General features: G+C 43.8%; 14 protein-coding genes, 5 pseudogenes and 1 other annotated feature. Of the genes and pseudogenes, 4 read left to right on the forward strand and 15 right to left on the reverse strand.

The features are described from left to right. Positions 1-174, forward strand: a pseudogene (locus tag FTV04_RS14970) (IS4 family transposase); the annotation flags it as partial. Positions 175-370: 196 nt separating this feature from the next. Here FTV04_RS14970 and FTV04_RS14975 read toward each other — a convergent pair. From FTV04_RS14975 to FTV04_RS16905, 14 genes and pseudogenes are all read right to left on the reverse strand, one after another. Further along, a complete protein-coding gene (locus tag FTV04_RS14975) occupies positions 371-856 on the reverse strand; it encodes a hypothetical protein (RefSeq protein ID WP_006581703.1) in 486 nt (161 codons plus the stop codon). A gap of 37 nt (positions 857-893) precedes the next feature. After that, a complete protein-coding gene (locus FTV04_RS14980) occupies positions 894-1,142 on the reverse strand; it encodes a phenol hydroxylase subunit (protein ID WP_006581702.1) in 249 nt (82 codons plus the stop codon). Positions 1,143-1,369: 227 nt separating this feature from the next. After that, a complete protein-coding gene (locus FTV04_RS14985; protein WP_000480968.1) occupies positions 1,370-2,206 on the reverse strand; it encodes an aminoglycoside O-phosphotransferase APH(6)-Id in 837 nt (278 codons plus the stop codon). Continuing rightward, positions 2,206-3,009, reverse strand: a complete 804-nt coding sequence (aph(3'')-Ib, locus tag FTV04_RS14990; RefSeq protein ID WP_001082319.1) for an aminoglycoside O-phosphotransferase APH(3'')-Ib — start codon at positions 3,007-3,009, stop codon at positions 2,206-2,208. The genes FTV04_RS14985 and aph(3'')-Ib overlap by 1 nt, the downstream gene beginning before the upstream one ends. Before the next feature lie 99 nt (positions 3,010-3,108). Next, positions 3,109-4,241, reverse strand: a protein-coding gene (locus FTV04_RS14995) for an IS3 family transposase (protein ID WP_223672967.1) whose coding sequence is annotated in 2 segments (ribosomal slippage) — positions 3,109-3,989 and positions 3,989-4,241 — 1,134 coding nt in all. Because the reading frame shifts where the segments join, the coding sequence is not laid out codon by codon here. 171 nt (positions 4,242-4,412) lie between these two features. Then, positions 4,413-5,399: pseudogene (locus FTV04_RS15000) on the reverse strand (type IV secretory system conjugative DNA transfer family protein); the annotation flags it as partial. Between the two features lie 131 nt (positions 5,400-5,530). Further along, positions 5,531-6,211: a LysR family substrate-binding domain-containing protein gene (locus FTV04_RS15005; protein ID WP_109354582.1), complete on the reverse strand. Its 681-nt coding sequence runs from the start codon at positions 6,209-6,211 to the stop codon at positions 5,531-5,533. Between the two features lie 3 nt (positions 6,212-6,214). Then, positions 6,215-6,514 (reverse strand): annotated as a pseudogene (locus tag FTV04_RS16960) (LysR family transcriptional regulator); the annotation flags it as partial. A gap of 27 nt (positions 6,515-6,541) precedes the next feature. Next, positions 6,542-7,756, reverse strand: a complete 1,215-nt coding sequence (gene floR, locus FTV04_RS15010; RefSeq protein WP_000214122.1) for a chloramphenicol/florfenicol efflux MFS transporter FloR — start codon at positions 7,754-7,756, stop codon at positions 6,542-6,544. A gap of 151 nt (positions 7,757-7,907) precedes the next feature. Then, positions 7,908-8,880: pseudogene (locus tag FTV04_RS15015) on the reverse strand (IS3 family transposase). Beyond that, positions 8,475-8,591 (reverse strand) — a sequence feature (AL1L pseudoknot). It overlaps the preceding pseudogene by 117 nt. Before the next feature lie 182 nt (positions 8,881-9,062). Beyond that, on the reverse strand, positions 9,063-9,629 hold the full coding sequence (locus FTV04_RS15020; RefSeq protein ID WP_006581699.1) for a recombinase family protein: 567 nt from the start codon (positions 9,627-9,629) through the stop codon (positions 9,063-9,065). Positions 9,630-10,099: 470 nt separating this feature from the next. Then, positions 10,100-10,459 carry a DUF4829 domain-containing protein gene (locus FTV04_RS15025; protein WP_257221082.1) on the reverse strand — a complete coding sequence of 120 codons (360 nt, stop codon included), beginning with the start codon at positions 10,457-10,459 and terminating at the stop codon, positions 10,100-10,102. A gap of 98 nt (positions 10,460-10,557) precedes the next feature. Further along, positions 10,558-10,851: a hypothetical protein gene (locus FTV04_RS16900; protein WP_227505690.1), complete on the reverse strand. Its 294-nt coding sequence runs from the start codon at positions 10,849-10,851 to the stop codon at positions 10,558-10,560. A gap of 30 nt (positions 10,852-10,881) precedes the next feature. Further along, positions 10,882-11,292: pseudogene (locus FTV04_RS16905) on the reverse strand (hypothetical protein); the annotation flags it as partial. 159 nt (positions 11,293-11,451) lie between these two features. Between FTV04_RS16905 and FTV04_RS15035 the strand changes: the two are divergent. Continuing rightward, a complete protein-coding gene (locus tag FTV04_RS15035) occupies positions 11,452-12,051 on the forward strand; it encodes a HEAT repeat domain-containing protein (RefSeq protein ID WP_111886104.1) in 600 nt (199 codons plus the stop codon). 705 nt (positions 12,052-12,756) lie between these two features. Here the strand turns inward: FTV04_RS15035 and FTV04_RS15040 are convergent. Then, the gene (locus tag FTV04_RS15040; protein ID WP_005404792.1) at positions 12,757-13,368 is read right to left on the reverse strand and encodes a recombinase family protein; all 612 of its coding nucleotides are present in this window, start codon (positions 13,366-13,368) and stop codon (positions 12,757-12,759) included. 445 nt (positions 13,369-13,813) lie between these two features. Here FTV04_RS15040 and FTV04_RS16965 point away from each other — a divergent pair, with 445 nt between their 5' ends. Both FTV04_RS16965 and FTV04_RS15045 read left to right on the forward strand, forming a co-directional pair. Then, positions 13,814-14,143: a hypothetical protein gene (locus FTV04_RS16965; protein WP_005237346.1), complete on the forward strand. Its 330-nt coding sequence runs from the start codon at positions 13,814-13,816 to the stop codon at positions 14,141-14,143. A 140-nt stretch (positions 14,144-14,283) separates the two neighbouring features. Next, positions 14,284-15,618 carry an ISNCY family transposase gene (locus FTV04_RS15045; protein WP_180090245.1) on the forward strand — a complete coding sequence of 445 codons (1,335 nt, stop codon included), beginning with the start codon at positions 14,284-14,286 and terminating at the stop codon, positions 15,616-15,618. The last annotated feature ends 21 nt before the right edge of the window (positions 15,619-15,639 follow it).

Raw genomic sequence — 15,639 nt, forward strand, 5'->3', positions numbered from 1 at the left:
AAAGCGATAAAAATAAAGAAGCATGGACGACTCTCAATGAGTTTATTTCGCTATGGTTTAGACTATGTTCAAATGGCGATTCAGCGTTTAATTGGTTTTGGGAAAAAAGAAGAGTTTAAGGAAATTTTGGCAATTTTAAGAAAGCAGAATCCTGATAGGATAAGGGTTCTGTGAAATTTGTCGTGTACAGAGTATAATAATAATAATCGAGCATGAGTCTCATACGGATGCTCGGGTCGAAAGGGAATCCCCAGGCGAGTAACCTGTTTGCGGTGATCCATTAGCTGCAGGAGCAGAAGAGCATACATCTGGAAGCAAAGCCAGGAAAGCGGCCTATGGAGCTGTGCGGCAGCGCTCAGTAGGCAATTTTTCAAAATATTGTTAAGCCTTTTCTGAGCATGGTATTTTTCATGGTATTACCAATTAGCAGGAAAATAAGCCATTGAATATAAAAGATAAAAATGTCTTGTTTACAATAAAGTGGGAGTAGTAATTTCGTTACTTTGTTTAGAATTTCTTCAGAAATATTTCTTAATAAATCGTGTTTTTCAACAAGCGTAAAATTACTTTCTAAAATCTCTTGTTGTTTAGCTCGAGTTTGGGTATAAGCCCCATAATAAAATTGACGAGGATCTTTAAGCACGTACCAATCTTTCATTTGGATTACAGTACGGCCCTTATCGTAAAGATCAAATTCAGGCTGCCATAAAGGTTTGTAATGAAAATTAATTTCTTCCTGAATATCGTAGGTCGCTTCTTGATAACGTGAAGCTGGTTTATCACCAAATCTTTTTTCAATATAAGCATAAGTATTTCTTAAAGGCTTAACTGAAGATGTTTTAATATCAATTTGCATATAAATCTTCCTGATTTTTTAATAAAGACTAGAGTTTTTATTCTCTAATACCGGCCTGTCCAAATCGCCACTTCATGCGGTCATATTCAATCTTTGCAAAATCATCCGTACTTAGGTGCTGTACTTGATGGTGTGCGCAGAATTCTTCAAAAGCCTTGACTGGCATAATCATTTCTACAGCTAACTCTGGATCACCTATCGAAAATTCAAATTCGATATATTTGTCACGCTGAGTCCCTGTAACATGAATAAAGCAAGGAGGCTGTTCTACATTGAGTTGCTGCATACCAAAATCCTCATATTCTCCATAAGATTATTGCAACTTGCATGCCAATTTTATTTATTATTATTTTTCAAATATTTATGATTTTCTCTTTTTTATTTCATACAATGTTCTTTATCAAATTGGGGTCGTTTGCGGGAGAGGGCGAAATCCTACGCTAAGGCTTTGGCCAACGATATTCTCCGGTAAGATTGATGTGTTCCCAGGGGATAGGAGAAGTCGCTTGATATCTAGTATGACGTCTGTCGCACCTGCTTGATCGCGGCCGCGATAGCTAGATCGCGTTGCTCCTCTTCTCCATCCGCGTTCCAAGCTGCGGAAAGGCACCCATAAGCGTACGCCTGGTCGAGCAGGCGACGCGGATCGACGTCCAGCGCACGAGAGAATGCGTCCGCCATCTGTGCAATGCGTCTAGGATCGAGACAAAGGTCGTCTCTGTCAGCCGGATCGTAGAACATATTGGCGGCGCCAAAGCCCACTTCACCGACCAGACCGACGGGATCTATCACCAGCCAGCCGCGACTGGAGAACATGATGTTTTCATGATGCAGATCGCCATGTAGCCCACGCAGTTCCGAGGCATTGCTCATCATTTGATCGGCTATAATCGCCGCGTGGACGTAGTCAGTTTGACAACCTGCGTTTTGATCATCGCGCGCCCGCTGAAACAAAGCTGCAAAGCGATCCCGGATCGGGAGAAGGGCAGAAGGCAGGGGTTCCTCAGATGCGGCATACAGCTTCGCCATTAGTTCCGCTGCAATTTCGGTCGCCTGGTAGTCGCCGTGCTCGGCAACGATGTGAGAGAGCATTCGCTCCCCGGCATATTCGAGCAACATCAGATTGTTCTCACGACCGAGCAACCGGACTGCTCCCCTCCCATTGCGCCATACCAGATAGTCGGCCCCGCGCAGTTCATCAGCAATGTCTTCTATAGGTTTCAATCCCTTGACGATTGCAGGAGTCCCGTCTGGCAATGAAACTTTCCAAACGAGGCTGGAAAAGGTGTCCGCAATGAGAACAGGTTGCGAAACGTGCCAATGAGCAGGAAAAACAGGCGGCATGAACATCAACCCCAAGTCAGAGGGTCCAATCGCAGATAGAAGGCAAGGCGTTCGCGGTCGGGGGCTTCGATCCCCAATACATTGAATAGGACAGCGAAGGCGCGCTCTGCTTCATCTGGCGCTGCCCAGTTCTCTTCGGCGTTAGCAATCATGAGTGCCAAATCGGCATAGCGATCTGCTGTTCCGAGCCGCCCAAGGTCGATCAGACCCGTGCATTGAAGAGTTTTAGGGTCCACCATGAAGTTCGGCATGCAGGGATCACCATGGCAAACAACCATATCGGTGCGCTCTTGGTCGAGCCGCACCGGTAGCTCTCGTTCGACACGAGCCAAAAGATCGAGCTGCGGCGTACTCTTGTCCTCGTCCGGTAAGAAGTCGGGATTGACGGCATTGCGGGACACCACATCAACGGCGCGTCCGAACATTCGCGACAGCCTGCGCTCAAACGGACATTGATCAACCGATAGGCTGTGAACAGCGCCAAGTTGCTGCCCCATTGACGGCCACGCTTTGAGCAAATCCGCTCCAGACAGATCAGCCGCCGGTACTCCCGGAATTGCCGTTATCACCAAGCATGCACCCTCCTGTTCCTCCTGCCAGTTGATCACCTCGGGGCAAGCCACACCTCGACCTTTGAGCCAAATGAGGCGGTCACGCTCTCCAGCGAGCTCACCGCGGCGGGAAGCAGGTGCGATTTTCGCGAAGGCATGCCCGTCACCACGTCGAAAAACAAAATCACCAGATTCTCCGCCTCTGACAGGCAACCAGTCAGAATGCGATTCACCAAAAAAAATATTAGTTCGATTCAATGGAGGTTCCTTCAGTTTTCTGATGAAGCGCGGAGGTGAGAGGTGGTCCCACTTGTTTGAACAACTAAAAGCTTATTTATAAGTGATACTCTGCTCTAGTTAAGCTACCTTATTTTGTTGTGGTAGCTGGTCATAGTAAAACTCATCTGGAGTCATTTTGTCCAGACTCGAATGAGGTCGTTTCAAATTATAAAATTCAAAATATGCGTTTAATTGCTTCTTCGCATCCAAAACATTGCTGTAGGCTTTGAGATACACCTCTTCATATTTAACGCTCCGCCATAATCGTTCAACCATCACATTATCAACCCATCGACCTTTACCATCCATACTGATTTGAATGCCATTTGATTTCAATACATCAATAAATGCATCACTGGTAAACTGACTGCCTTGGTCTGTATTAAAGACTTCAGGTCGGCCATATTTTTCAATAGCTTCATTTAATGTTTCTATGCAAAATGTAACCTCCATACTAATCGATACTCTATGCGCAAGTACCTTGCGGCTATGCCAATCAATCACAGCACATAAATAAACAAAGCCTTTTGCCATAGGGATATACGTTATATCCGTAGACCACACTTGATTACTGCGCTGAATAGCCAATCCTTTGAGCAGATATGGATATTTACGGTGAGCTTGATTGGCCTGACTTAGATTTGGTTTACGATATAACGCATTAATGCCCATTTTCTTCATTAAAGTACGTGTATGACGTCGTCCTATATGATGTCCTTGACGATTCAATAAATCACGCATCATACGGCTACCTGCAAAAGGGTATTGCATATGTAACTCATCCATACAGCGCATCAGCTTCAGATCTGATTCACTCACAGGTTTTGGGCGATAGTAATAACAACCACGGGAGACTTTCAGCAGCTTAGCTTGCTTAGATACTGAAATCTGAAGTGAGTCATCGATTAACTTTTGTGGTTGAAGCGACCCAGTTTCTTCAACACACCTTCTAAAAAATCAATTTCTAATGCCTGCTCACCGATTTTTGCATGTAGTTTTTTTAGATCGATGGGTGGTTCTGTTGGAGCTTTTGATTGATCGAAAGCTTGCGAGGAAGCTGAAATCAGTTGATTTTTCCAGTCAATAATTTGGTTTTGATGAACATCAAATTCAGCACTCAATTCAGCAAGTGTTTTTTCTGCTTTAATCGCAGCAAGTGCTACCTTAGCTTTAAAGTCATTTGAATGATTTCTTCTTGGTCTACGTGTCATAAAATACTCCATATATTGATGTTTATAACATCATTTGGGGAGCAAAATATCACTTATAAGTGTTGTTCAAATTTCCTGATCCACCTCTGTGGCTCAACCTGCGAAAAGAAACGAGTTGCTACGTAAGTCCGAGAACATGCTTTCCATGGTCTCTGAGCTCGCCTTTGGGACCGACATATCGGTGGAGAGCACCCCGCTTCGTTCGTTCTCGCTCTTGTTCAACAGCTCGCGCGCCGACGACGCGATGACGGGATGAACGCCAGCCTCGCCGAGATGCGGCGTGTCCATCATGGCGCGCAAGGTCGCCTCGACCGGGCGGCGGGGATCGGACAGGAAATTGGCGACGCCCGCCAGCGTCTTGTCCTTCTCCGCATAGAGAACATGCAGGATCGCGCCGACCAGCAGGCTATGGCTGGTCTTTTCCCAATGATTACGCTTGTCGAGGCTGCCTTCGGGATCGACCAGAATATCCGCGATGTTCTGCACGTCGCGGACTTCCCACTCCCCCTGCCGCACCTCCAGCAACGGATTGTAGGCCGACGATCTGGCGTTCGTGGGATCGAACAGCAGGACGCGGCCGTGCTTCGCGCGAAAGCCGGCCGTCAGCGTCCAGTTCTCGCCCTTGATGTCGTGGACGATGCAGCTTCCCGGCCATGTCAGCAGCGTCGGCACCACCAGCCCGACGCCCTTACCGCTGCGGGTCGGCGCGAAGCATAAGACATGCTCGGGACCGTCATGGCGCAGATAGTCTTGCGTATGCCGGCCGAGCACTACGCCATCGGGGCCGAGCAATCCGGCCGCACGGATTTCCTTGTCTTCCGCCCATCGCGCCGATCCGTAGGTGGCGATGTTGCGGGCTTCCCGCGCTCGAATGATCGACATGAGGATGGCGGCGGCGATGGCGATGAAGCCGCCCGATACCGCGATGATGCCGCCCTCGACGAAGATAGCGGGCGCGTAGGCGTCGAAGGAAAACCACCACCAGAAGAAGGCCGGCGGATAATAGACCGGCAGGCCCGCCAGATCGAACCATGGCGCTCCAAGCTGGGGCTGGAAGCCGAGGCGAAAGGCAACCCATTGCGTCGCCGCCCACGTCATCACCAGAACGATGGTGATGACTACGGCGATCTGACCCCAAAGGATTCGGCCTCCGCGCAATGCAGGCTCCAGTCGGCAAAAGAGACGGAGCCGATCAGAGAGTAGGCAAAATCGGGACGGGCAACAGGAAAGAGGATGCCGGAGGGCTGCCGGATACTATCGGCGGCAAATAGGATGGATCGCCTGTGCCGTTATCGTGCCGGTCGAGTGCCATCCAGGAAACGATTGGGCGAATCGCCGTCACGCTTCATTTTGCCTGCGAGGTTGAGTAGATTTTTCAGTGCGGAGTTGCGATTGAACGGCGACCAGACGGCTGTAAAGGCAACCGGCTCCGGTTCATCGAGGAAGGGCAGGAAGACGATGCCGGTCGTCGGCAACAATGACGTTGCCTCGCCGACGATAGTGATGCCGAAGCCTTGTCCGACCATAGATAGCAGCGTGTCGCGCCCCACATCAAAGCGCCGGATCGACGGTGCGGGCCAACGCCCGGCAAGGCGCAGCACGATATGGTCATGGACCTGCGGGCCGGTGCCACCATAGCGAACAATGAAAGTCTCGCCGACCAGATCGGACCAAGTGATTGCGGACTGCCCGGCGAGGCGATGCCCATCCGATAGCACGGCCACCAGCGGTTCGGTCCAGATCGGTCGGGTATGGCAGTCGGGCATCTCGGGCTTGCCCGCGACGAACACCACGTCGAGCTGGTCAGCACGAAGCTGCATCACCGCATCGCGGGCTGTGCCTTCGGTGATCTCAACCTCAATGCCCGTATGTTCTTCCCGATAATGACGGATCAGCTCCGTGAGAAAGCTGCGTGGGATTAAGGCATGGATGCCGATGCGAAGCCGGCCGTATTCTCCTTGAGCTGTCATGCCTGCGGTCTTCACTGCGTGATCGAGTTGATCGACACCCGCCGTGACACGCTCCATGAAGTGCCTGCCTGCGTCTGTTAGCCGAACGCCCCGCGCATGGCGCTCAAATAGCAGGACACCAAGGTTATCCTCCAGCGCTTTCACACGCGCGCTGACGCTCGACTGGCTGATACCAAGTGCCTTGGCCGCATGCCGAAAATTCAGATGCTCGGCGACGGCGATGAACTGAACAAGGGAAATGAGCGGTATCCTGCCAGACAGGATACCGACATTCACGAGGTTTCGATGGTTAGTGCGCCGCATCGGAGCGGGCCTGCTACCAGTCGTCGGTTAGACGACTGGCGACTTCTCGGTGGCAGCCCCACGGAGCCGAAGGAGCACCAGCCCCAACGAAACCAGTACCGCCATCGCCGTGGCGTAACAGATCACGGGCCACGCTGTGTCACCGTTTAAAAGTGCCACCGCCAATGTCCCGACAATGCTGACTATCAGGCTTTGAACGCAGAAGTAGAACGCGACCGCTGATCCCGCGATGTCGTCGAACTCTGCCAAAGCGCCGTTCGCGGTAACGGACACCGTGAAGACAATACCGACCGCGACAACCCACATCGGTAGGATGAAGGTGAGGAATGACGGCGAGCCGTAAAGTTCGCCGATCCCCAACAGGACCGCTCCGCAAACAAGCAACGCCATCCCACGCGCCACGCATCCTGCGATGCCCCATCTGGCGACAAAGGACTTCGCGAAACGGGTTGTCACGATCATTACAAGCGCGACAGTGGCGAAGGCAAAGCTGAATCCGATCTCGGAATATTCCGCTTGGCCTATGAGCACACGGGGAGCCGTCGAGAAGAAGACGAAGTAGGTGCCCATACCGGCGCTAAAGCCGACAGTGTAAACCCAAAAAGCCGGACTCGCGAAGATCGGCAAGACAGATCGGCGCGTCTTGACTTGATCCAGAGGGCGGGTTTCGTGCCACCTGAAACCCGCATTTAGGAGTGCGAGCATCGCCAGTATAGCCAAAGTAATGAATATCGCCTGCCATCCCAAGAACTCGCCGATCAATACTCCGGCGATAGGGCCGAGCGCAGGCACGAACGCCAGCATCGAACTGAAAAGGCCGTAGATGACGACACCCTCAGGACGGTTGGCATAAACGTCGCGAACCGTCGCGAACGTCGCCACCAGCATGGCCGACGCGCCCACTGCTTGAAGTAGACGGAAAGCGACAAAGGCCGGTGCAGTTGAAGACCAAGCTGCTCCCAGAGACGCAATGACGAAAGCCGTTGCGCCCGCAAGTAGAATTGGCCGTCGCCCGATTCTGTCTGAGAGCGGACCAAAAATCACCTGGCCCACGCCGAGCATCACCATATAGAGGCTCAACGTGAGTTGGATCATAGCGGGCGTCGTGTTCAGGATGCCGGGCATCGCTGGAACGACAGGGAGATAAATATCCATCGCCAGTGAAGCGAGGATGTCGAAAGGAGCCATCAGCAGCAGTGCTGCCGGCAGCGTATAGGCCCACGCGGGGCGTGTGGTGGTCATGACGAATCAACCCTCGATTAAGGAATACCGGGCGACGTCTGCTCGTCAGCAATCAGATGAGACTAGCCTTACAGAGCGCCGCAACAACAATACTGGTTGTTGCGGCTTACTTGTCTGCTGACTTGGAATTTCCCATCTGATTACTCCACGCTTACGAATATGAATTGCTACATTTTATCCGATTATCTTTTGCTTCGCAATGCGGCATGGGCGCACTCAGCGTTCCAGCCCCCTCTGCCGCCCTAAATGCTTGCTCCAATGCATCGAGCACCATATCTGTATTCATCCGTGTCGATACTTTCCATCCAACAATTGCTCGTGAGAACACATCAATAATAAATGCAGTATAAACCCAGCCTGAATTTGTTTGAATATACGTAAAGTCACTCACCCACAGTTGGTCAGGATGATCAGCAGTAAAATTACGTTTTACCAAGTCATCCGCTCGTTTTTGATCATCTCGGCTACGGGTGGTTTGTTTGTTCTTACCACGCCAAACACCTTTTATACCTAGCTTTTGCATTAATCGAGCAACAGTACAGCGCGCAATAATATAGCCTTCACGTTTCAGTTTTTGCCAGACTTTACGTACACCATACCGACCTGAACTTTCCTTCCAAATTCGTTTAATCTCCTCAGCATGATGCAAGTCATGTAAATCTCGCTTTGCTCGATGTTCTGGATTTTCACAGAGATCTAGAGTCCGGTAATAGGTTGAAGGTGCGATCGGTAAAATTCTACAAATCGCCTCGACTCCGTACAGCTCTTTATTATTATGGATAAAATCCACCATTATTTGTGTGGGCGGTCGAGCTCCGCCTGGGCGAAAAAAGCGGCTGCTTTACGTAGAATTTCATTGGCGCGTTGCAGTTCTTTATTTTCGCGTTCGAGTTGTTTGATACGTTCTTGGTCTGAAAGCTGCTGTACTTTAACTGGATTTTGTTTATCTAAATATTTTTGATACCAAACACGTAGTGTTTCAGGAGTACAACCCTTGCGCAGTATACTGCTCAGGGAGCAATAGCGGTGATCGCAGCCCAATTCGATGGATAATCTTTCTCGGATTCAATCAATAATTGAACCGCTCTTTCTCTGATTTCAGGGGTATATTTTACTTTTTTCATCGGGACATTCTCTCAGAAAGCTTGGTCTCCGACAAACCCGGTACGGTTCAAAAATCTTCCATTGATTTATTTATATCTGTTAAACCAGTCGCATTATGAAATGTAATATAAGTAGAAATTTCAGTATAAATGGTCATGATCTTTTCTAAATTTGAATATCTAAGCGTCTTCATTAATCAACCTTATTGATTATTAGTTTCTTCTTTTAAAGCTCTTTGTACTGTTGCTATCCCTACTTTAAACTTTTCTGCAACACCTCTAAATGTTGAATTTTCTTCAGCCATTGCTTTTCGTATTTCAACATAGTCAACCTTCCGCTTTCTTCCCTTATATAAGCCCTTCGCTTTGGCTTTTGCAATTCCTTCCTTTTGACGCTCACGGATCATGGAGCGTTCAAACTCTGCAAATGCAGCAAGCATCTGAAACATGAGTTTATTTATTGCCGATTGTGCTACATCATGACTGAAGGTCAAATTCTCTTTATGAAAAATAATGGTTATACCACGATCATTCAGACTATTCACAATTTCGTTCAGATCATTTGTATTACGTGCCAGACGATCAATACTATGAACATGCACCGTATCACCTTCACGCAGATAGTCGAGCATTGCATTTAACTGAGGACGTTCACGGCTACCACCGCTTGCCTTTTCAGTAAAGGTCTTATCCAGGCTGATTCCATCTAATTGACGTTCAGTATTTTGTTCAGTTGAACTGACTCGAATATATCCGACCTGATTAGGCATTCTGTACCGTTAGAGTTTAGATAATTAAATACATATTGTACCGAAATTAAATATTAAGTCTATAAATACGGTTTTTGAGTTGCTTTTTAAGACTTTATTTTGTTCCGTTAGGCTATACTCTATAGTTACATAATTCGTGATTTAAAGAGACCTAGAAAAAGAGAAATGGTATTTATTTGAGCTAATCAAAGTTGAGAAACTTTAGAATTCTTGCGTTAGTCAAATTTTAAGCAGCCAAAAGCTATATTTTATGAGGTTTTAGCCAATTCAAAAATTAGATAAACTATACTTTCGCAAGAGGTCTTTTGATTAAATAATAAGCGTGGAACGTGAAAAATCATAAAAAAAGCCCACCTTGGGGAAGATGGGCTATCAACTAGAAACTACAGCATTGATTTCTATAGAGAATTATAACGCATTTCGTATAAGGTGTATTATGTTAATTTTAGCTTTTCTCTATAATTACTATCTTAAGGCCCACTACCAAATTCTGTAATTAGCCAATCAGATTGAGGAGATTGTTTCACAAGAGTAATAAATAAAATATAGTCACCTACTGGACTACCAGCATCATCTATATGGACGACTTTAACTTTTACCATCACTGAAATAATTTTATAAAATTCTTGATAATACTCAGGTCTACTTTCCGCTGAATCATAATTAATCCTTACTACTTCTAAAATTTTTGAGTCTTTGAAAGAGAGAAACCTTTCAGAACTTTTTAAATCTTTATGTAATCGCGCATCTGGCCAAACATATTTGATTGCTGATTCTAGATCATGTTTAGCAAGTGAATTAAAGAAAAGTATTGTTGTCTGTGTTGCCATCTCTTTATCATGATTTAATTTCTGTTTGTATGAATTAATGATTAGAAGTAGACATAGACCTACAAGTAAAATTCCTAATTTTATAAATATTTTAGACATTATAATTTCACTTTTATCTTTCGAAAAAACGCATAACCGACTAAAAGACACATAAGCCAAAATAAATAATCAAGAATAAAATATAAAAAAATGAATTGATCTATTCCTATAATAATATTTAAAGGATCTAGCGCTATACTACCGCCTGGAGATATTTCACCATCTACTAAAAACTGTAATGGAAATCCTCCTCCTATAACTTCAACTTTTCCAAGCTTGTCTACAACTATCCGGTCTATCAATGTATATTTCTGATGAAACAAAGACAAATAAGTCAAAACAAAAGCTAATATATTGAAATATATTATTTTTTTCTTTAATAATTCTTTAACTTTAAAATCAGTTAAAAATAACCAATAAGACAAGCCTGGAATTAGAGCCATAAAGATAGTCCAAGTGTCGGTATACATCTTCCACCATTCTTTCGAAACTTCGCCTGTATGGCTCCATCCAAAAAGAACAAAAAATGGCATAGCAATAATTAAAGAGCTAATACAGATAGTTAGCAAATTAAGAATACTATAACGATTTAAAAGAATTGAGACCATAAAGCTAAAAGGTACTGTCAAAATACTATAAGCTAAGTAAACAAGACCATGCCCTGCAAAAACCACAAAAATTGAATATAGACTATATTCACGATTCATTATGATAAATAGCAATGCTGTGAAAAAAAGTAGTGGTAAAGGAGCAAGTAATAGGGCTTTTACTATTTTTTCTTTTGAGTATTTCATTAACTTAATTCTCTTATTTACTCAATAATTATTACACTATATCAATTCTTGGAAAAAGCGTTGAATGAGCCTATTTAATTGGTGAATAATATAATTTAAAGTTTCTTTGATGCTTTTTCTATTGATGTAACAACATTCTTATTTAAAAACGTAGGTAATATGAAAAATAATAGTAAGTTGATTTATTTAGTTATTACGGCAATCGTAGTAGCTTTTATTGGATTTTTTATTTTTGCCAAAAAAAGTGATGATGTACATAGTAAAGAGCTGATGGAAACTCAAGAAAAGATCAGTTCCAACCGTAATACTCTTAATGCTAATGACGGTATCACTAACAATGCGCCCAATCTCCCTCATGGAATGCCTCCTAAATGGGTAAAAAGTACGATTGCTATTAATGATAGCCCTACATATTCACGAGAAGATAAAATCCATAAGCTAGTTGATTTGTTGAAACAAAATGAATCGAACCCTGATGCATTAAGTGTAATTCTTGTATCCCTAACGAATTTAGACCCAATTGAAGCAGCAGACGATATTATTCCTTATTTAAAGGATACGAACCCAAAGGTTCAAATTTTGGCTCTGGGTGCTCTTAATAATGCTTCGCTACTCACTCAGAAAGAACATGAGATTAAGGGTTCACTGCCAGAGAATGAAGCTGTTCGTAAACGGATTATTGAAGCCGTTAATGAGCTTAAAGTAGATCCAAATACGTCAGATGAAGTAAAGAAAGTATTAATTGCCACTTTCCCATAGATAAATCCTTCTTTAAAAGGCAAATAACAAATGATTTTATAGAGCATTCTTAATTCACTATTCAGCGGAAAAACATACCCACTTAACATAATGGCGGTTATACGAAATTAATAGCTTCTAAACTGATTTCCTAACGTATTCGTCTTTTGTCTTATATTTTTATTTTTTACCTATTGGTAAAATATATATATTCAAATCTACATCGATAAGTAGATGATTAAGAAAAAATTACAGTGCTTAATAAGCCTTATAGTTCCGGGAGAGACTATAAGGCTTTTTCTTTATCTTAAAATTCATATATTTATGTTAAAATTATAATGCTCGACGATGTAAAAGACCGGCTTGGGAACAGGCCGGTCTTTTATGATATTTGCTAAAGTACTATTCTAAAATATAAAGAAAAACCAAGCTGGTGCAGCACTGGGTTTAGGTGTTTTCTGGGCTTAGTTATTATCGTTATTGAAAAAGTATAACTCAATTTTTAGTTAATTAGCTTTCTTTTCAACTAGCTCCAATCTATTTAACTCTTGCTTTTTTTTCTGATCATTATTGATCTTCACAACTAGAGCTAAAATAAAAATCATCACTATAAAAATCAGGAAAATCAAATGCTTTCTCATTATTAATTCCTTCTTTTAACCTTTAAGAATGCCTTTTCCCCTTACAAATAGATATGACTAAGGGAAGCCTTGATACAAGTCTCTTTTAAATAACTTTAGCAACTCTATAAACAGTCGCAACCCCACAACCTACTGCTTTAGCAATTTCATCTTTAGTCATATTTCCAGCCACCAGCAGTTCTTTTATTCGTTTATGTTTAGCCTCATTTGCCTTCTTACCTGTTGGCTTGTAACCCGAACGCGCTAAGCCCTGCTTAATACGTTCTATGCGTTTCTCATTGTCCAAACGAGCCATTGTTGCTAGTAGATCAATCAGCATATTGTTGATGAGCTCCAGGACTGAATGAGTAATGCTGTCACTAGTTTTAATCATTTGATAGGTAGTAGGAAGATCTGCCACAACTAAGCGAAGTCCCTTTTCTTGGATTCTGCGCTTCAGCTCTTGAAAATCCCTTTGGGTTAGGCGTGATAAGCGGTCTACACTTTCAACCAGCAAAGTATCTCCTTTATTTGCTTCTGACAGTAGCTTATTCAATTCAGGCCGATCTAGTTTTGTACCACTATAGTTTTCCATATACACAGTGATCTCGCCCAAATTCAGATCTTGGTTTAGATCCTGCAGAATCTGCAAAGCTCTTTGTGCATCTTGATCTTTGGTTGAGGCTCGTAGATAAATACGTGTATTCATTACTATCATTTAATCTTAACTTAATTAGATCAATGATAATACTATCATTTAATTATTGCATTAAGTTTAATGATAGAGATTGCATGTTATTTGGCTCTTTATCATTCACCTATAGTCTTTTGATAAAAAAAGCATGACTAAAAGCCATGCCTTGGGAATTCGTATAACGTGTATTATGTTAATTTTAGGAAATCTTAAGCTTTAGCCAACATAATCTTCAGTTGATATTACTTGAGCATATGCAAATTCAAAAGCGGCCATTAATGTTGCATGGACATGACCAGCAGGTACTTTAACGCCATTAAATTCCAAGTCAGCTCTGGCCCTAGAATCATTTTTTTAACTTTTCATAACGAAGAATAAAAATAACTCAATGTTTACTTTAGGTTTTATACGCTTTTTCTTTTCTGGAGATAATGCTAGGATCAAAATTGGCTAACATTAAATAATCATAATGAAGAATCTTCAAATAGTTATAGCACAAGCTCTACATTCATATGAATTTGAACATATGGAGCAATCAATAAGTAAATCCATTAGCGACACTATATTGGAAATATTGGTCAATGATGGGCCTTTTGAAAAAATTGATTGTTATCTGTATTCAAAAAAAGATTCTAAAAAAATTCTAAAAAGCTCTATACACTATGTAATTGCTGTCTTAGAAAGGGCGAAGTATAGAGTACAGAAAGCTCAGCAAGATAATCTGAGTCCTTTGTATATCTGCTTATACGTGATTAAGAAAATTGAGGGCTTTATCGAATACTTAAATACTAAATTTTAACTGTGAAAGCCTCCATTTAACATAATGGCTGTTATGCGAAACGAGAGTGTTAGAACCCATTTAAAGTGTCTATATTCTCACCAATAAAAATGTCTGGTTTATGATGATTTTTATCACCATGGACTGGATATAAAATATAGATGCTGATCACTATGTCTGACAAAGAAATTCAACGTCTTGCAGTTCTGCAAGACGTTCGAGATCATCGTATTACCCAAGTCCGTGCTGCTGAAATCCTGAATCTTTCCACCCGTCAAATTACCCGGTTATTGCAGAAGCTCAATCAAGATGGTGTTTCAGGCATGACGCATGCCAGTCGTGGTCAACCGGGCCATCATCGCCATGACGATTTATTAAAATCGCAATGTCTTTCCATTATTTCTGAACATCTGCTGGGCTTTGGACCTACCTTGGCGCATGAGAAGCTCAGCAGCATGTTTGACCTGAATATCCCGGTAGAAACGGTTCGGCGCTGGATGACTGCAAATGACCTTTGGATTCCGCGATCCAAACGTCTAAAACGCCCATACCAGCCACGCTATAACCGTGATTGCTTCGGTGAGCTGATCCAGATTGATGGCTCATATCATGACTGGTTTGAAGGAAGAGCCACCAAATGCTGTTTGCTGGTTTATATCGATGATGCTACCGGCAAGCTGTTGCATCTGCGCTTTTGTGAGGCTGAAACGACCTTTGACTATATGCTTTCAACCCGAGCCTACATTGAGCAATACGGCAAGCCCTTGGCCTTTTACAGCGATAAACACTCGGTATTCAGAGTGAACCAGAAATCGAGCCAGGACAGCAAGATCACGCAATTTGGCCGGATTCTGAATGAGTTAAACATTGATATTATCTTTGCCAACTCACCACAGGCTAAAGGTCGCGTAGAACGCGCGAATAGAACCCTTCAAGACCGTTTGATCAAGGAGATGCGTCTGGAAGGCATCAGTTCAATTGCCGAAGCCAATGCCTGGTTACCCTGCTTTATTGAGCATTTCAACCAGAAGTTCGCCAAGTGTGCGCGAAATTCAAAGAACTTACATCGTCCGCTAACAGAGTCTGATGCTGAGCTGGAGGATATATTCACCTGGCAGGAACCGCGTAAGGTCACCAAGAACCTGACGATTACCTATGACAAGTGTATTTATCTGCTTGAACCGACAGAGCTGAATCATAAGCTTGTTGGGCAATACATTTCATTTCTGGAGTACCCGGATGGCACTGTGGCGATCATGCATGAAGGACGGAAGATCAACTATAGTGTCTTCAATAAACTGGCTGGACTACAGCAAAATGAGATTGTTGAGAATAAACGGTTAGGTTCAGTCCTGGCGCATATTCAACAGCAGCATGAAGAACTAGAAAAACAGAATAAACGTTCCCGGGCCAAGAAAAGTATGCCAAGTCGTAAAGCTCAGAAAGCTGTTGTTGAACAAAGAAACTTAAATCCTGTGCTTGACTCTTGTGGTTAAAAACAGGACATTTTAAATGGT

This window comes from Acinetobacter sp. YH12219, from assembly GCF_013417875.1.
Classification (GTDB): Bacteria; Pseudomonadota; Gammaproteobacteria; order Pseudomonadales; family Moraxellaceae; genus Acinetobacter; species Acinetobacter amyesii.